This window comes from Mycobacterium sp. E2327, assembly GCF_001672675.1.
GTDB lineage: Bacteria > Actinomycetota > Actinomycetes > Mycobacteriales > Mycobacteriaceae > Mycobacterium.
On sequence record NZ_LZKE01000216.1, the window covers coordinates 1 to 18,119 of the forward strand.

10 protein-coding genes and 1 pseudogene are annotated in these 18,119 nt (G+C 70.3%); all 11 read left to right on the top strand.

The features are described 5' to 3' along the window. On the top strand, positions 1–1,466 hold a 1,466-nt coding region (locus tag A5712_RS31515; RefSeq protein ID WP_197519489.1), incomplete at its 5' end, for a hypothetical protein. A 134-nt stretch (positions 1,467–1,600) separates the two neighbouring features. Continuing rightward, positions 1,601–2,660: pseudogene (argC, locus tag A5712_RS24465) on the top strand (N-acetyl-gamma-glutamyl-phosphate reductase). Then, a complete protein-coding gene (argJ, locus tag A5712_RS24470; RefSeq protein WP_068111160.1) occupies positions 2,657–3,871 on the top strand; it encodes a bifunctional glutamate N-acetyltransferase/amino-acid acetyltransferase ArgJ in 1,215 nt (404 codons plus the stop codon). The pseudogene argC and the gene argJ overlap by 4 nt, the downstream one beginning before the upstream one ends. Next, the gene (gene argB / locus A5712_RS24475) at positions 3,868–4,755 is read left to right on the top strand and encodes an acetylglutamate kinase (RefSeq protein ID WP_068111163.1); all 888 of its coding nucleotides are present in this window, start codon (positions 3,868–3,870) and stop codon (positions 4,753–4,755) included. The genes argJ and argB overlap by 4 nt, the downstream gene beginning before the upstream one ends. Continuing rightward, on the top strand, positions 4,752–5,942 hold the full coding sequence (locus tag A5712_RS24480; protein WP_068111166.1) for an acetylornithine transaminase: 1,191 nt from the start codon (positions 4,752–4,754) through the stop codon (positions 5,940–5,942). Before argB ends, A5712_RS24480 begins: the two co-directional genes overlap by 4 nt. Continuing rightward, positions 5,939–6,865 (top strand): ornithine carbamoyltransferase, encoded by a 927-nt coding sequence (argF, locus tag A5712_RS24485; protein WP_068111169.1) that lies wholly within the window; start codon positions 5,939–5,941, stop codon positions 6,863–6,865. The genes A5712_RS24480 and argF overlap by 4 nt, the downstream gene beginning before the upstream one ends. Further along, positions 6,862–7,356, top strand: a complete 495-nt coding sequence (locus A5712_RS24490) for an arginine repressor (RefSeq protein WP_068111172.1) — start codon at positions 6,862–6,864, stop codon at positions 7,354–7,356. The genes argF and A5712_RS24490 overlap by 4 nt, the downstream gene beginning before the upstream one ends. A gap of 12 nt (positions 7,357–7,368) precedes the next feature. After that, positions 7,369–8,577: an argininosuccinate synthase gene (locus tag A5712_RS24495; RefSeq protein ID WP_068111174.1), complete on the top strand. Its 1,209-nt coding sequence runs from the start codon at positions 7,369–7,371 to the stop codon at positions 8,575–8,577. Between the two features lie 103 nt (positions 8,578–8,680). Then, the gene (gene argH, locus A5712_RS24500) at positions 8,681–10,099 is read left to right on the top strand and encodes an argininosuccinate lyase (protein ID WP_068111177.1); all 1,419 of its coding nucleotides are present in this window, start codon (positions 8,681–8,683) and stop codon (positions 10,097–10,099) included. 492 nt (positions 10,100–10,591) lie between these two features. Next, positions 10,592–11,653 carry a type III polyketide synthase gene (locus tag A5712_RS24505; RefSeq protein WP_068111179.1) on the top strand — a complete coding sequence of 354 codons (1,062 nt, stop codon included), beginning with the start codon at positions 10,592–10,594 and terminating at the stop codon, positions 11,651–11,653. 133 nt (positions 11,654–11,786) lie between these two features. Beyond that, positions 11,787–18,119 carry a type I polyketide synthase gene (locus A5712_RS24510; protein ID WP_068111182.1) on the top strand — a complete coding sequence of 2,111 codons (6,333 nt, stop codon included), beginning with the start codon at positions 11,787–11,789 and terminating at the stop codon, positions 18,117–18,119.

An 18,119-nucleotide genomic window follows, 5' to 3' on the forward strand; every position in this document is an offset into this window, starting at 1 on the left:
TCAACCTGTCGCTGCCGGGCCTGCCGTCCTTCACGTTGCCGCCGTTCCCGGGGTTGCCGGCGATCACGCTGCCCAACCTGGGCGCGGACATCAGCGCGGCCTTGAACGCGGCGTTGAATTTGACGCTGCCGGGGCTGCCGCCGATCAACTTGACGCTGCCGGGGTTGCCGAGCTTCACGTTGCCGCCGTTCCCGGGGTTGCCGGCGATCACGCTGCCCAACATCGGCGCGGACATCAACGCCGCGTTGAACGCGGTGTTGTCCGGGGCGTTGACGTTGCCGCCGATCAACCTGTCGCTGCCGGGGCTGCCGTCCTTCACGTTGCCGCCGTTCCCGGGGTTGCCGGCGATCACGCTGCCCAACATCGGCGCCGACATCAACGCCGCGCTGAACGCGGTGTTGTCCGGGGCGCTGACGCTACCGCCGATCAACCTGTCGCTGCCGGGCCTGCCGTCCTTCACGTTGCCGCCGTTCCCGGGGTTGCCGGCGATCACGCTGCCCAACCTGGGCGCGGACATCAGCGCGGCGCTGAACGCGGCGTTGAATTTGACGCTGCCGGGGCTGCCGCCGATCAACTTGACGTTGCCGGGGTTGCCGAGCTTCACGTTGCCGCCGTTCCCGGGGTTGCCGGCGATCACGCTGCCCAACATCGGGGCGGACATCAACGCCGCGCTGAACGCGGTGTTGTCCGGGGCGCTGACGCTACCGCCGTTCACCTTCCCGGCCTTGCCGCCGATCACGCTGCCTAACCTGGGTGCGCTGGGTCTGGGATTGAGCGCGGCGCTGAACGGGATCGGTGGTTCGATCAGCGCGTCGCTGAATGGGCTGGGAGCGTCGCTGAACGCGATGTTGTCGGGAAGCCTGAACCTGGGCGCCAACCTCAACGCGTTCATCCAGACCGGTGAAACGCTGGCGGCTAACTTCGCCAGCAACATCGGAGCGGGCCTGAACGCGGCGATCCAGACCGGCGAGAACCTGGCCGCCAACTTCGCTGCCGCGTTGTCGACGCTGTCCATTCCCAACTTGGGACTGTCTATCAATGCGGCGCTGTCGGCTAACCTCGGGGCCGCGCTGAACGGCCTGCTACAGGCCACCGGATCCCTGACAGGCGGCCTCACCGGCGGCCTCGCGGGCCTGGTCCACGCGGGCGAAACCCTGGGCGGGAGCCTGGCAACGGGCTTGGCCGGGTTGGCCGGCACGGGTAACGCGTTGGCGAATATCTGGGAGAACACCGCGGCCGAGATCGGTGGCGCGCTCTTCGGTGGTTTCGCGGCGACCCTGGGTGTGGGCACTCCGGGCGTGCTCGGACTCGGCACCGCCCTGGCGGCCGGCCTGTCCGGCGCGGCCAACACGTTGGAGCAGACCGGCGGCTCGCTCGTCGTGTCCATCAACACCGCCCTGACCGACCTCGAGCTCTCGCTGCAGGCGGCCATCGACGCCAGCTTGGGCATCGGGATCGCCGCATAGCCCGGTGGCGCCCAGGAGAGTCGTGTAGGCCTCGCTCTTCCGAAGGGAAGCGACGCCTTGCCCGACGCGACCTCCTGGGCGCACACCGCCTCCGGTTCGACCCGGGGAATGGATTTGCAAACTACTGCATAACCATGCAGAATCGTCGAGATGGCCGACGTATTGAGGGTGGCGGTTGCCGGTGCCACCGGCTACGCAGGCGGAGAAATCCTACGGCTCCTGCTCGGGCACCCGGGCTACGCCGACGGCCGCCTCACGATCGGCGCGCTGACCGCGGCGGCAAGCGCCGGCAGCACACTGGGTGAGCACCATCCGCATCTGATCCCGTTGGCCCAGCGCGTGGTCGAGCCGACGGACGAAAGCGTCCTGAAAGACCACGACGTGGTGTTCTTGGGACTGCCACACGGCAATTCGGCCGCCCTGGCCGAACGGCTCGGCCCGGACACGCTGATCATCGACTGCGGCGCCGACTTCCGGCTCAGCGACGCTGCCGCCTGGGAACGGTTCTACGGAACAAACCACGCCGGCAGCTGGCCCTACGGGCTGCCGGAGCTGCCCGGCGGACGCGAGCGGCTGCGCGGCGCCCGTCGCATCGCGGTTCCCGGCTGCTACCCGACGGCGGCCCTGCTCGCGCTGGTGCCCGCGATGGCCGAGGACCTCATCGAGCCGGCGGTCACGGTCGTCGCCGTCAGCGGCACCTCCGGGGCCGGCCGCGCCGCCAAGACGGACCTGCTCGGCTCGGAGGTCATCGGTTCGGCGCGCGCCTACAACATCGCCGGGGCGCACCGGCACACCCCCGAAATCGCCCAGGGGCTACGGGCGGTCACGGATCGCGACGTTACCGTCTCGTTCACCCCGGTGTTGATCCCGACTTCCCGCGGCATCCTGGCCACCTGCACCGCGCGCACCCGAGCGCCGCTGTCACAGCTGCGGGCCGCCTATGAAAAGGCCTACGACGCCGAGCCTTTCGTCTACCTGATGCCCGACGGGCAGCTGCCCCGCACCGGGGCGGTGATCGGCAGCAACGCGACCCACATCGCCGTCGCGGTCGACGAGGCCGCGGAGACGTTCGTGGCGATCGCCGCGATCGACAACCTGGTCAAGGGCACGGGCGGCGCCGCGGTGCAGTCGATGAACCTGGCGCTGGGTTGGCCTGAGACCGAAGGCCTTTCGGTGGTGGGGGTGGCGCCGTGACGGAACTTGCCGCCACCGCGCGGTTGCTGCGGGAACAGGGTGTCACCGCCCCGGCCGGGTTCCGGGCGGCCGGAATCGCCGCCGGGATCAAGGCATCCGGGGCCCGCGACCTCGCGCTGGTCTTCAACGAGGGGCCCGACTATGCGGCCGCCGGAGTCTTCACCCGCAACAAGGTCAAGGCCGCGCCGGTGTTGTGGACCCAACAGGTGCTGACCACCGGACAGCTGCGGGCGGTGATCCTCAATTCCGGTGGCGCGAACGCCTGCACCGGTCCCGGCGGCTTCCAGGACACCCACGCCACCGCGGAAGCGGTCGCGGCGGCGCTGTCGGACTGGGGCACCGAGACCGGCGCCATCGAGGTCGGTGTCTGTTCCACCGGGCTGATCGGTGATCGGCTGCCGATGGATAAGGTGCTCGCCGGGGTGCGCGAGATCGTGCGCGAGATGGCCGGCGGGCTGACCGGCGGCGAGGACGCCGCCCAAGCCATCATGACCACCGACACCGTGCCCAAACAGGTTGCGCTGCACCATCCCAACAATTGGACGGTCGGCGGGATGGCCAAGGGCGCGGGCATGCTGGCCCCGTCGCTGGCCACCATGCTGTGCGTGCTCACCACCGATGCGGCCGCCGAACCGGAGGCGCTCGACCGGGCGCTGCGGCACGCCACCGCCCGCACCTTCGACCGGCTCGACATCGACGGCTGCTGCTCGACCAACGACACGGTGCTGCTGCTGGCCTCGGGCGCCAGCGAGGTCACCCCGTCCCAGGCCGACCTCGACGAGGCGGTGCTGCGGGTCTGCGACGACCTGTGCGCGCAGCTGCAGGCCGACGCCGAGGGCGTCACCAAACGCGTCACCGTCACCGTGACCGGTGCCGCCTCCGAGGACGACGCGCTGACGGCGGCACGGGCGATCGCCCGCGACAGCCTGGTCAAGACGGCGGTATTCGGGTCCGACCCGAACTGGGGCCGGGTGCTCGCGGCCGTCGGCATGGCGCCGGTCACCCTCGAACCGGACCGGATCAGGGTGTCATTCAACGGTTTTGCGGTGTGCGTCGACGGCGTAGGCGCGCCCGGCGCGCGCGAGGTCGACCTTTCCGGCGCCGACATCGACATCACCGTGGACCTCCGGGTCGGGGACGGGCGGGCCGCCGTGCGGACCACGGACCTGTCGCACGGGTACGTCGAAGAGAATTCGGCCTACAGCTCATGAGCCTCCGCGTCGAAGAATTGCCCACTCAGATCAAAGCGCAGGTGCTCGCCGAAGCCCTGCCCTGGCTCAAGCAGTTGCACGGCAAGATCGTCGTCATCAAGTACGGCGGCAACGCCATGACCGACGACGCGCTGCGCCACGCCTTCGCGGCCGACATGGCGTTCCTGCGCAACTGCGGCATCCACCCCGTCGTCGTGCATGGCGGCGGACCCCAAATCACCGCCATGCTGCGCCGCCTCGGCATCGAAGGCGACTTCAAGGGCGGCTTCCGGGTCACCACCCCCGAAGTGCTCGACGTGGCGCGGATGGTGTTGTTCGGGCAGGTGGGCCGCGAACTGGTGAACCTGATCAACGCGCACGGACCGTACGCCGTCGGCATCACCGGCGAGGACGCGCAACTGTTCACCGCGGTGCGGCGCAGCGTCACGGTCGACGGCGTGGCCACCGACATCGGGCTGGTGGGTGACGTTGAGCTGGTCAACACCGCCGCGGTGCTGGATCTGATTGCGGCACGCCGCATTCCGGTGGTCTCGACGCTGGCGCCCGACGCCGAGGGCGTCGTCCACAACATCAACGCCGACACCGCTGCGGCGGCGTTGGCCGAAGCCCTGGGAGCCGAAAAGCTGTTGATGCTCACCGATGTCGAAGGCCTGTACACCAGCTGGCCGGACCGCGAGTCGTTGGTCACCGAAATCGACACCGTCGCGCTGGCGCGACTGTTGCCCACGCTGGAGACCGGCATGATCCCCAAGGTCGAGGCGTGCTTGCGGGCCGTCACCGGGGGTGTGCCCAGCGCGCACGTCATCGACGGCCGGGTCGAACACTGCGTGCTGGTCGAGCTTTTCACCGATGCGGGCACCGGCACCAAAGTGGTGGCCTCGTGACTAACAGCGACGCGATGCGACAGCGGTGGGACGCCGTGATGATGCACAACTATGGCACCCCGCCGATCGCGCTCGCCAGCGGAGACGGCGCCCTCGTCACCGACGTGGACGGCAAGACCTACGTGGACCTGCTCGGCGGCATCGCGGTCAACGTCCTCGGTCATCGCCACCCGGCGGTCATCGAGGCCGTCACGCACCAGATGGCCACGCTGGGGCACACCTCCAACCTCTATGCCACCGAGCCGGGCATCGCGCTGGCCGAGGAGCTGGTCGCCTTGCTCGGCGCCGACGCGCCGGCGCGGGTGTTCTTTTGCAACTCCGGCACCGAGGCCAACGAGGTGGCGTTCAAGATGTCGCGGCTCACGGGCCGCACCAAACTGGTTGCCGCGCAAGAGGCCTTCCACGGCCGCACGATGGGATCCCTGGCGCTGACGGGCCAGCCGAGCAAGCAAGCGCCGTTCGAACCGCTGCCCGGTTACGTCACCCACGTGCCGTACGGCGACACCGACGCGCTGGCAGCCGCGGTCGGCGACGACACCGCCGCGGTGTTCCTCGAACCGATCATGGGGGAGAGCGGCGTCGTCGTCCCGCCCGAGGGCTACCTGGCCGCCGCGCGGGACATCACGGCACGCCACGGCGCCCTGCTGATCCTCGACGAGGTGCAGACCGGGATGGGCCGCACCGGAGCATTTTTCGCCCACCAGCACGACGGCATCACCCCCGACGTGGTGACCATGGCCAAGGGACTCGGCGGCGGCCTGCCCATCGGGGCGTGCCTGGCCGTCGGGCCGGCCGCCGAGCTGCTCACCCCCGGCCTGCACGGCAGCACCTTCGGTGGCAACCCGATCTGCACCGCGGCGGCGCTGGCGGTGCTGCGGGTGATCGCCACGGAGGATCTGGTCCGGCACGCCGAGGTGCTGGGCAAGTCCGTGCGCGACGGCATCGAACGGCTCGGGCACCCGCTGATCGACCACGTGCGTGGCCGCGGATTGCTTTGGGGCATCGTGCTTTCGGCGACGGCGGCCAAGGCAACCGAGGCCGCGGCGCGGGACGCCGGATTCCTGGTCAACGCGGCGGCTCCCGACGTCATCCGGCTGGCGCCGCCGCTGATCATCGCGGAGGACCAGATCGACGGCTTCATCGCCGCTTTGCCGGGCATCCTCGATACCGCCGAGGCGGCAACGTGATTCGGCACTTCCTGCGCGACGACGACCTGTCACCCGCCGAACAGGCCGAGGTGCTCGACCTGGCGGCCGAACTGAAGAAGGACCCGTTCGCCCGCCGCCCGCTCGACGGGCCGTGCGGGGTCGCGGTCATCTTCGACAAGAACTCGACCCGCACCCGGTTCTCCTTCGAGGTGGGCATCGCGCAGCTCGGCGGGCACGCCGTCGTCGTCGACGCCCGCAGCACCCAAATGGGCCGCGACGAGACGCTGGGTGACACCGCACAGGTGCTGTCCCGCTACGTCGACGCCATCGTCTGGCGGACGTTCGGGCAGGACCGGCTCGAGGCGATGGCGGCGTCCGCGTCGGTGCCCGTGATCAACGCGCTCTCCGACGACTTCCACCCGTGTCAGGTGCTGGCCGACCTGCAGACCATCGCCGAACGCAAGGGATCGCTGAAGGGCTTGCGGCTGACGTACTTTGGCGACGGCGCGAACAACATGGCGCACTCGCTGATCCTCGGTGGGGTCACCGCCGGCATCCACGTCACCGTCGCCGCCCCCGACGGATTCGCGCCCGACCCGGCCCTGGTGGCCGCGGCCGGGCGACGCGCCGAGGCCACCGGCGCGTCGGTCACGGTCACCGCCGACCCCGACGCGGCGGCCAAGGGCGCCGACGTCGTCGTCACCGACACCTGGACGTCGATGGGGCAGGAGAACGACGGGCTGGACCGGGTGGGGCCGTTTCGGCCGTTTCAGCTCAACGCGCGGCTCGTTGGGTTGGCCGACCCGGAAGCCGTTGTGCTGCATTGCCTTCCGGCCCACCGCGGCGAGGAGATCACCGACGAGGTGATGGACGGGCCGGCCAGCGCGGTGTGGGACGAGGCGGAAAACCGTCTGCACGCGCAGAAGGCGCTGCTGGTGTGGCTGCTGGAGCAATCACGATGACCCGCTCGAAGACCAGCCCCGAGACCACCCGCGCCGGCCGGCAGGCCCGCATCGTCGCGATCCTGTCGTCGGAGCCGATCAGCAGCCAAAGCGAACTGGCCGCCCGGCTGGCCGGCGAGGGCATCGAGGTCACCCAGGCCACGCTGTCGCGCGATCTCGAGGAGCTGGGCGCGGTCAAATTGCGCGGCGCCGACGGCGGCGTCGGCGTCTACATCGTTCCCGAGGACGGCAGCCCGGTGCGGGGGGTGGCCGGCGGCACCGACCGGATGTCGCGCCTGCTCGGCGAGTTGCTGGTGTCGACCGATGCGAGCGGTAACCTCGCGGTGCTGCGCACCCCACCGGGCGCGGCGCACTATCTGGCCAGCGCGATCGACCGCGCGGCCCTACCGTACGTAGTCGGCACCGTGGCCGGTGATGACACCATCCTGGTGGTTGCGCGCGAACCGATGACGGGCGCGGAACTCGCCGGGATGCTGGAGAACCTCAAGTAAGGAGACAGGTCCATGTGCAAAGGCGGGTCAGAACGCGTCATCCTGGCGTATTCCGGCGGGCTGGACACCTCGGTGGCGATCAGCTGGATCGGCAAGGAGACCGGCCGCGAGGTGGTTGCGGTCGCGATCGACCTCGGCCAGGGCGGCGAGGACATGGAAGTGGTCCGCCAGCGGGCCCTGGACTGCGGCGCGGTCGAGGCGGTCGTCGTGGACGCCCGCGACGAGTTCGCCGAGGGCTACTGCCTGCCGACGGTGCTCAACAACGCGCTGTACATGGACCGCTACCCGCTGGTGTCGGCGATCAGCCGGCCGCTGATCGTGAAGCACCTGGTCGCGGCGGCCCGTGAGCACGGCGGCACCATCGTCGCGCACGGCTGCACCGGCAAGGGCAACGACCAGGTCCGGTTCGAGGTCGGATTCGGTTCGCTGGCACCGGATTTGGAGGTGCTGGCGCCGGTCCGCGACTACGCCTGGACGCGGGAGAAGGCGATCGCGTTCGCCGAGGAGAACGCCATCCCGATCAACGTCACCAAGCGCTCGCCGTTCTCGATCGACCAGAACGTGTGGGGCCGCGCGGTCGAAACCGGTTTCCTGGAACACCTTTGGAACGCGCCCACCAAGGATGTCTACTCCTACACCGAGGACCCGACGCTGAACTGGAGCACGCCCGACGAGGTGATCGTCGGGTTCGAGCGCGGGGTGCCGGTGTCCATCGACGGCAAACGGGTGTCGATGCTGCAGGCCATCGAGGAACTCAATCGGCGCGCCGGCAGCCAGGGGGTCGGGCGCCTCGACGTCGTCGAGGACCGGCTGGTGGGGATCAAGAGCCGCGAGATCTACGAGGCGCCAGGCGCGATGGTGCTGATCACCGCGCACACCGAACTCGAACACGTGACGCTGGAACGCGAACTGGGCCGGTTCAAGCGCCACACCGACCAGCGCTGGGCCGAGCTGGTGTACGACGGGCTCTGGTACTCGCCGCTGAAGGACGCACTGGAGAGCTTCGTCGCCAAGACCCAGGAGCACGTGACCGGCGAGATCCGAATGGTGTTGCACGGCGGCCACATTGCGGTCAACGGCCGGCGCAGCGCCGAGTCGCTGTACGACTTCAACCTGGCCACTTACGACGAGGGCGACAGCTTCGACCAGTCGGCGGCGAAGGGCTTCGTCTACGTGCACGGGTTGTCGTCGAAGATCGCGTCCCGCCGGGACATGCAGTGACTTCTTCCTGGCCACCAGACGCAAAAGCCCCCGACACGCCGGGCGCAAAGGGGCTTTTGTGTCTGGTGGCCGGGCATGGCCCGGCGAACACCGCTGGACGAAGATGAGCACTCGCGAGGGGTCGCTGTGGGGCGGCCGGTTCGCCGACGGGCCGTCGGACGCGCTGGCCGCGCTGAGCAAGTCCACCCACTTCGACTGGGTATTGGCGCCTTACGACATCGTCGCCTCGCGGGCGCACACGGTGATCCTGTTCCGGGCGGGGCTCCTTGATGAGGAGCAGCGCGACGGGTTGCTGGCCGGCCTGGACAGCCTCGCCGAGGACGTGGCCGACGGCAGCTTCACGCCGTTGGTGACCGACGAGGACGTTCACGCCGCGCTGGAGCGCGGGCTGATCGAGCGGGTCGGGCCCGACCTCGGCGGCCGGTTGCGCGCCGGGCGGTCGCGAAACGACCAGGTGGCCACGCTCTTTCGGATGTGGCTGCGGGACGCGGCCCAGCGGGTGGCCGATGGGGCGCTCGAGGTCGTCGCCGCACTGGCCGCGCAGGCCGCCGCCCACCCGGACGCGATCATGCCCGGCAAGACCCACCTGCAGTCCGCCCAGCCGATCCTGCTGGCCCACCACCTGCTCGCGCACGCGCAGCCGTTGCTGCGCGACGTGGACCGGATCGTCGACTTCGACCGTCGCGCGGCGATCTCCCCGTACGGCTCGGGCGCGCTGGCCGGGTCGTCGCTGGGCCTGGACCCGGACGCGATCGCCGCGGAGCTGGGCTTCGCCGCCGCCGCCGAGAACTCCGTCGACGCGACCGCGGCCCGGGATTTCGCCGCCGAGGCCGCGTTCGTCTTCGCCATGATCGGCGTCGACCTGTCCCGGCTGGCCGAGGACATCATCATCTGGAGCTCGACGGAATTCGGCTACGTCACCCTGCACGATTCGTGGTCCACCGGCAGCTCGATCATGCCGCAGAAGAAGAACCCCGACATCGCCGAGCTGGCCCGCGGCAAGGCCGGGCGGCTGATCGGCAACCTGGCGGGCCTGCTGGCGACTCTGAAGGCGCAGCCGCTGGCCTACAACCGCGACTTGCAGGAAGACAAGGAGCCGGTGTTCGACGCGGTGGCGCAGCTGGAGCTGCTGCTGCCGGCGATGGCCGGACTGGTGGCCAGCCTGACATTCGACGTCGAACGGATGGCGGCCCTGGCCCCGGCGGGCTACACGCTGGCCACCGACATCGCGGAGTGGCTCGTTCGCCAGGGCGTTCCGTTCCGGTCCGCGCACGAAGCGGCCGGGGCGGCCGTGCGCACCGCCGAGGGACGCGGCGTCGGGCTCGACGAGCTGACCGACGACGAACTGGCCGCCATCAGCCCCGAGCTGACCCCGGAGGTTCGCGACGTGCTGACCATCGAGGGGTCGGTGGCCTCGCGGGATTCCAGGGGTGGCACCGCGCCCAACCGGGTCGCCGAACAGCTCGACGCCGTGCTGGCCAGGTGCGCCGAACTCAAGGACCGCCTACGCGCCGAGCGATAGCCGGGAACCGTCGAACGGGCGCGGTCCAATTCCGCAGCCGCTGCCGAAGAATTCGGACCATTGAATACAAATGCCATCGGCTTGTTTGCCCGGCAATACAGCCGGTCGGCTCGCAATGCCGATAAAGCTCTTTCAGGTCGAATGGAAGCCGTGCGTCGTTTTGCTCGTCCGGTTTGGTGGGTTTCGGTCGTTGTTTCCGGGGCTACTCATGGTGGCGGTGCCAGGCAGCCGGTATATTGACGCGGCGGCAAATTATTGCGGCGGGGAATTCGTTGGGACTTTCCCGAGTCGCTCGGCCGGCCTTGCGCCTCCGCGCCGCGCGCGGCGTCGTCGCCCACTTCATGTCGGCTCGTCGCTGAGCGCTCCAGCTAACGTCGCAGGTCCGCGGCACGTTTCTGCCTTGCTTATGAAACCCGGCTAAGCTTTCAGCTCGAAAAGCGATTCTGGCTGAACCTATCGGCCTAGTCACACGTCTCCAAAAGGGTGGGACCAATGAGCGTCATCGCAGGTGTTTTCGGCGCCCTGCCGCCGCACCGCTATTCGCAGCGGGAGCTGACCGAGTTCTTTATCAGCATCCCCGAGTTTGCCGAATACGAGGACCTCGTTCGTCAGCTGCACGCCAGCTCCAAGGTCAACGGCCGCCACCTGGTTTTGCCGCTGGAGAAATACCCGACGCTGACCGACTTCAGCGTGGCCAACCGGGTCTTCATCGAGCACGCGGTGGAGCTGGGCTGCGAGGCGCTGTCGGGCGCTCTCGAGGAGGCGGGGCTGCAGCCGCAGGACCTCGACGTGCTGATCACCACGACCGTCACCGGGATCGCGGTGCCGTCGCTGGACGCCCGCATCGCCGGGCGGCTCGGCCTGCGTCCCGACGTGCGCCGGGTTCCGCTGTTCGGACTGGGTTGCGTGGCCGGCGCCGCGGGGGTTGCCCGCATGAACGACTACCTGCGGGGCGCGCCGGACGGCGTCGCGGCCCTCGTCTCGGTGGAGCTTTGCTCGATGACGTACCCGGGCTACAAGCCGACGGTGGCCGGGCTGGTCGGCAGCGCGCTGTTCGCCGACGGGGCGGGCTCGGTGGTGGCCGTCGGGGAGCGCCGCGCCGAGCAGATCGGTGCGGTGGGTCCCGACATCGTCGACTCGCGCAGTCACCTCTACCCCGACTCGCTGCGCACGATGGGTTACGACGTCGGCGCCACCGGCTTCGAGCTGGTCTTGTCGAAGGATGTGGCCGGCGTCGTCGAGCAGTACCTGTACGACGACGTCACCGGGTTCCTCGGAGCGCACGGCCTGACGACGACGGACGTGGGCGCGTGGGTCAGCCATCCCGGCGGTCCCAAGGTCATCGAGGCGATCGTCAAGACCCTCGACCTGCCGCCGGAGGCGCTGGAGCTGACCTGGCGTTCGCTCGGCGAGATCGGCAACCTCTCGTCCGCGTCGGTGCTGCACGTGCTGCGCGACACCCTGGCCAAGCCGCCGCCCAGCGACAGCCCCGGGCTGATGATCGCGATGGGTCCCGGATTCTGTTCTGAGCTCGTGCTCCTGCGCTGGCATTGAGTCCACGAGTGGCGCGACCCCTGGCGCCCGCAGTTGACGAGATCGGCAGACGGCACGAGCGGCCGTTGAGAGAATATGGCGATGATCGTCGCGCGGCTTGGCGCCGATTGAGTAACCCGAGAGGTCGGGGCTCATGAGCAGCACTCACGAAGAGCTCGTGAGGGCCCTGCGCGCGTCCCTGAAACAAAACGAGCAGCTCAAGCGCGAGAACCGCGAATACCTGGCCCAGGCGACCGAGCCCGTGGCGATCGTCGGGATGGGTTGCCGCTATCCGGGCGGGGTGGATTCGCCCGAGGGTCTGTGGGCGATGGTCGCCGAGGGTCGCGACGTGGTGTCGGACTTCCCGGACGACCGGGGCTGGGACCTGGCGGACCTGTTCGACGCCGACGCCGACGCGGTCGGCAAGTCCTATTCGAGGCAGGGCGGGTTCCTCGCCGACGTCGCCGGTTTCGACGCCGCCTTCTTCGGGATCGCGCCCAGCGAGGCCCTGGCGATGGATCCGCAGCAGCGGTTGTTGCTGGAGATCTCGTGGGAGGCGCTGGAGCGGGCCGGGATCGACCCCCTGGGCTTGCGGGGTTCGGCGACCGGGGTGTTCGCCGGCGTCTTCCATGGTTCGTACGGCGGCGCGGGCCGGGTGCCCGGAGAGCTGGAGCGCTACGGGATGCGCGGCACGACGCTGAGCGTGGCGTCGGGCCGGGTGGCGTATGCGCTGGGGCTGGAGGGCCCGGCGGTGTCGGTGGACACCGCGTGTTCCTCGTCGTTGGTGGCGATGCACCTGGCGGCGCGGTCGCTGCGGTCGGGGGAGTGCGACCTCGCGCTGGTCGGCGGCGTGACCGTGATGGCCACCCCGGCGATGTTCGTCGACTTCAGCCGGCAGCGGGCGCTGTCGGTCGACGGTCGGTGCAAGGCCTACGCGGGCGCCGCCGACGGGACCGGGTTCTCCGAGGGCGCCGGGATGCTGGTGCTGGAGCGGCTGAGCGATGCCCGGCGGTTGGGCCATCCGGTGTTGGCGGTGCTGCGGGGTTCGGCGGTCAACCAGGACGGCGCCTCCAACGGTCTGGCGACACCGAACGGGCCGTCGCAGCAGCGGGTGATCCGCGCGGCGTTGGCCAGCGCGCGCCTCGAGGCGGCCGACGTCGACGTCGTGGAGGGGCACGGCACCGGCACGATGCTGGGGGATCCGATTGAGGCCCAGGCGATTTTGGCGACCTATGGCCAAGACCGCGTCGAACCGCTGTGGTTGGGCTCGATCAAATCGAACATGGGCCACACCTCGGCCGGCGCGGGCGTGGCCGGGGTGATCAAGATGGTCCAGGCGATGCGCCACGGGGTGATGCCCCAGACGCTGCACGTGGATGTGCCGTCGCCGCATGTGGATTGGTCGGCGGGGGCGGTGTCGTTGTTGACCGAGCCGCGGCCCTGGCCCGCGGGGGATCGTCCGCGCCGGGCGGGGGTGTCGTCGTTCGGGATCAGCGGGACCAACGCGCACGTCATCGTCGAGGAGGCACCCGCCGAGCCCGAACCGGTTGTGGCCCAACGCGACGAGCCGCCGTCGGTGCCGTGGGTGGTGTCGGCTCGCTCCGAGCCGGCGCTGGCCGAGCAGGCGGCCCGGCTGGCGGCCTGGGTCGGGCAGCGCGAGGGGCTGAGCGCCGCCGATGTCGGGTGGTCGCTGGCCAGCAGCCGCTCGACGTTCGAGCATCGTGCCGTCGTGGTCGGTCCCGACCGCGAGGCACTGCTCGCCGGCCTGGCCGGGGTGGCGTCCGGTTCGTCCGGCGCAGGCGCGGTGGTGGGCCGGGCCCGTGCGGCGGGCAAGACGGCGTTCGTGTTCCCCGGGCAGGGCTCGCAGTGGGCCGGCATGGGGGCCCAATTACTCGACGAGTCAACAGTATTCGCCGACCACATGCGCCGGTGCGACAAGGCGCTCGGCGAGCACGTCCAGTGGTCGTTGCTCGACGTCATCCGCGCGGCGCCGGGCGCACCGGGGCTGGACCGGGTGGACGTGGTGCAACCGGCGCTGTGGGCGGTCATGGTGTCGCTCGCCGAAATGTGGCGGTCGATGGGCGTCGCCCCCGACGCGGTGATCGGCCACTCGCAGGGCGAGATCGCCGCGGCGTGCGTGGCGGGAGCGCTCTCGCTCGAGGACGGCGCGCGGGTGGTGGCGTTGCGCAGCCTGCTCCTGCTGCAGTTGTCGGGCGAGGGGGGCATGGCCTCGCTGGCGTGCGGCCTACCGCAGGCACAGGAGTTGGCGGCGCGCTGGGGTGATCGGCTGAATATCGCCGCGGTGAACGGTGTTTCGGCGGTCGTCGTGTCCGGCGATGTGGAGGCGCTGGACGGGCTGATCCGGCGCTGCGAGGCCGACAACGTTCGGGCCCGCCGGATCGACGTCGACTACGCGTCACACTCGACGCAGGTGGACGCGATCCGCGAACCCCTGATTCAGGCGCTGGCGGACATCGAGCCACGGTCATCGTCGACTGCGTTCTACTCGACCGTCACCGGTGAGATCATGGACACGGCGGGCCTGGATGCCGAGTACTGGTTCCGAAACATCCGCGAGACGGTGGAATTCGAGCGAGCGGTGCGGGGCGCACGCGAGGCCGGGTACCGGATGTTCGTCGAATGCAGCCCGCACCCGGTGTTGATCGCCGGCATCGAAGAGACGGTCGGCGCGGCGAATTCCGTGGAAGACGCGGTCGTCGTCCCGTCGCTGGGCCGCGACGACGGCGGCCTCGACCGGTTCTGGCTCTCCCTGGGCCAGGCGCACGTGGCCGGGGCCGAGGTCGATTGGCGGGCGGCGTTTGCCGGGGGCGACGCGCGGCGTGTCGAGCTGCCGACGTATGCGTTTCAGCGACAGCGGTTTTGGTTGCCGGCCCAGTTCATGGGTTCGGGCGACATGGGTCGGTTGGGGTTGACCGCGGCCGAGCACGGCTTGTTGGGTGCGGTGGTGCAGCGACCCGATTCGGGCGGGGTGGTGCTGACGGGTCGGCTGTCCGCCGCCGCGCACCCCTGGCTGGCCGACCACCAGGTGACCAGGGTGACGCTGTTCCCGGGAACCGGGTTTGTGGAACTGGCCTCCCGGGCCGGTGACGAGGTCGGCTGCCCGGTGATCGAGGAGCTGACGTTGTCGGCCCCGTTGGTGCTGCCCGCGGACGGCTCGGCGCAGGTTCAGGTGGTCGTCGGCGGTGCGGACGCGGCGGGTTCGCGGCCGGTGGCGGTCTATTCCGCTGGCGCGCAGCCGGATTCGGAGTGGGCGTTGAACGCCGAGGGCCTGCTGGGGGTTCGGGCGGCCGCGCCGGGCGCGGATTTGTCAGCCTGGCCGCCGGTGGGCGCGGAGCCGGTCGACGTGGGCGACGCCTATCGGCGCCTGGCCGCGCGGGGATACGAATACGGCGCGGCCTTTCGGGGATTGCGGGCCATGTGGCGGCGCGGCGACGAGATCTTCGCCGAGGTCGCGGTTTCATCGGAGGCCGGGGTGACGGTTGACGGGTTCGGGATTCATCCCGCCTTGCTGGACGCCGCGCTGCACGCGCTGGGCCTGGCCGATGCGGATGCCCCGACGGTGTTGCCGTTTTCCTGGCAGCGGGTGAGCCTGCACGCGGCGGGGGCATCGCGGGCGCGGGTGCGGATCGCCCCGGCGGGCGCCGGGGCGGTGTCCATCGAGCTGGCCGATGCGATGGGCCTTCCCGTGTTGTCGGTAGGACGCCTCGACCTACGGCCGCTGTCGGCGGGACAGCTGTCGGCGGCGGTCCCAGGCGGCGGCGGGCTGCTCGAGGTCGCCTGGTCACCAACGCCATTGGGTGACAGCGGTGTTGGCGATGGCGTGGTGGTGTGGGAGCCGGGCGCGGGCTCGGATGTGGTGCGGGCAACGCACGAGGCCGTTCACGAGGCGTTGGGGGTGTTGCAGTCCTGGCTGGCCGGCGACGGGCACGGGGTGCTGGTGGTGCAGACCCGCGGCGCCGTCGCGCTGCCCCGTGAGGACGTCACGGATCTGGCCGGTGCTGCGGTGTGGGGGCTGGTCCGCTCCGCCCAGGCCGAGCATCCCGACCGGGTGGTGCTGGTCGATTCGGACGGGTCGCTGGACACGAGCACGGTAATCGGTTGCGGCGAACCACAATTGGCGATTCGGGCCGGGGTCGCGTATGCCGCCCGGCTGGCGCCGGTGCCGTCCGACGCGGCGTTGGCGCTGCCGCAGGGGAATTGGCGGTTGGACGTCGGCGGCGGTGGGACGCTGGAGGACCTGGTCGTGCGGACGAGCCCGCCGGTGGAACTGGCCGCCGGCCAGGTGCGCGTGACGGTGGCCGCCGTCGGGGTGAACTTCCGGGATGTGCTGGTGGCGTTGGGGATGTACCCCGGCGGCGGCCAGCTGGGCGCCGAGGGCGTCGGCGTGATCGCCGAAGTCGGCCCCGGCGTGTCCGGGCTGGCGGTCGGTGACCGCGTGATGGGGCTGCTCGGGGTCGTGGGCTCGGAAGCGGTGGTCGATGCGCGGTTGGTGACCACCGTCCCGGCGCAGTGGTCAATGCTCGAGGCCGCTGGCGTGCCGGTGGTGTTCTTGACGGCGTTGTACGGCCTGTCGGTGCTGGCCGGGCTGCGGGCCGGACAGCGGGTGCTGATCCACGCCGCCACAGGTGGGGTGGGCATGGCCGCGGTCCAGCTGGCGCGGCATTGGGGGGCCGAGGTCTTCGCCACCGCCAGCCGGGGCAAGTGGGAAACGCTGCGCGCGATGGGTTTCGACGACGACCACATCGGCGACTCGCGGACAACCGCGTTCGAGCAACAGTTCCTCGCGGCCACCGGTGGCCGCGGGGTGGACGTCGTGCTGGACTCGCTGGCCGGGGAATTCGTCGACGCCTCGTTGCGGTTGCTGGCCGACGGAGGGCACTTCGTCGAGATGGGCAAGACCGACCTGCGTGACCCCGACGAGGTCGCCGCGCAGCATCCGGGCGTGCGCTATCAGGCCTTCGATCTGACCGAGGTCAGCCCCGATCGCATCGCGGCCATGCTGGCCGAGCTGACGGATCTGTTCAAAGAGGGCGTCCTGAAGCCGCTGCCGACAAGGGCTTTCGACGTGCGCCGCGCCGCCGAGACGTATCGGTTCGTCAGCCAGGCCCGCCACGTCGGCAAGATCGTGCTGACGCTGTCGTCGGGGCTTTCCGGGGGCACCGCGCTGATCACCGGCGGAACCGGGATGGCCGGCTCGGCGCTGGCACGTCATCTCGTCGCCCAGTACGGGGTGGCCCACGTCGTACTGGCCAGCAGAAGCGGCGGCGACGAACGAACAGCCGAGCTGGAGGCCGAGTTACGGTCGGCCGGGGCCGGGGTGTCCGTGCTCTCCTGCGATGTGGCCGACCGGGACGCGGCCGCGGCGCTGTTGGCGCGGGTACCGGCCGAGTATCCGTTGCGCGGGGTGTTTCATGCCGCGGGGACGCTGGACGACGGGTTGATCGCGTCGTTGACGCCCGAGCGGGTGGATGCGGTGTTGCGCGCCAAGGTCGATGGGGCTTGGAACCTGCACGAGCTGACCGCGGGGCTGGATCTGTCCGCGTTCGTGCTGTTTTCGTCGATGGCGGGGATCGTCGGCACCCCCGGTCAGGGCAATTACGCTGCGGCCAACAGCTTCCTGGACGCGCTCGCCGCCCATCGCCGCGCGAATGGTTTGCCCGGCTTGTCGGTGGCCTGGGGCCTGTGGGAGCAGGCTTCGGCGATGACCGCGCACCTGGGCGACACGGACAAGGACCGCATGAGCCGGCTGGGCCTTGCGCCGTTGTCGACCACCGAGGCCCTCCAGCGTCTGGACGCCGCCTTGGTGGGCGAGCGGCCCGTCGTGGTGGCCACGTCCCTGGACCGGATCGCGCTGTCGCACAACGCCGCCGCGCTGCCGCCCCTGCTGCACGGTTTGGCCACCCGTCCCGCGCGCCGCGTCATCGACGACGCCTCCGTGACCGCCTCGACGACGGGGCTGACCGCGCGGCTGCGGGAACTGGCCCCCGACCAGCGCCACCGCGAGCTCGTCGAGTTGGTGCGCAGCAACGCCGCCACGGTGCTGGGACGAACCGACGTGGCGGACATCAACGCCGAACGGGCGTTTCAGGAACTGGGTTTCGACTCGCTGACGGCGGTCGAACTGCGCAACCGGCTGAAAACCGCCACCGGGCTCACCCTTTCGCCCACGATCATTTTCGACCACCCCACGCCGACCGCGCTGGGCGAATACCTGGACGCCCGCCTCGCGGTCGGGACCGAGAAGCCCGACCCGGCGGCCCGCGCCAACGACATCGCCGCAGAGCTGCAAGCGCTCCTGAACCGAACCGACTGGAACCCGGAAGACAAGGCGCACCTGGCCATCCGGCTGCAAAACCTGCTGACCACCCTCACCAGCGCCCACCTCGACGACACCGACGACGCAGACATCCACACCGCGACCGAAAGCCAACTCTTCGCCATCCTCGACGAAGAGCTGGGCTCGTAA

Coding starts and splice junctions, on each gene's coding strand:
- argB (WP_068111163.1), top strand. CDS start 3,868: ATGAGCCTCCGCGTCGAAGAATTGCCCACTCAGATCAAAGCGCAGGTG.
- A5712_RS24510 (WP_068111182.1), top strand. CDS start 11,787: ATGAGCAGCACTCACGAAGAGCTCGTGAGGGCCCTGCGCGCGTCCCTG.
- A5712_RS24495 (WP_068111174.1), top strand. CDS start 7,369: ATGTGCAAAGGCGGGTCAGAACGCGTCATCCTGGCGTATTCCGGCGGG.
- argH (WP_068111177.1), top strand. CDS start 8,681: ATGAGCACTCGCGAGGGGTCGCTGTGGGGCGGCCGGTTCGCCGACGGG.
- A5712_RS24490 (WP_068111172.1), top strand. CDS start 6,862: ATGACCCGCTCGAAGACCAGCCCCGAGACCACCCGCGCCGGCCGGCAG.
- A5712_RS24505 (WP_068111179.1), top strand. CDS start 10,592: ATGAGCGTCATCGCAGGTGTTTTCGGCGCCCTGCCGCCGCACCGCTAT.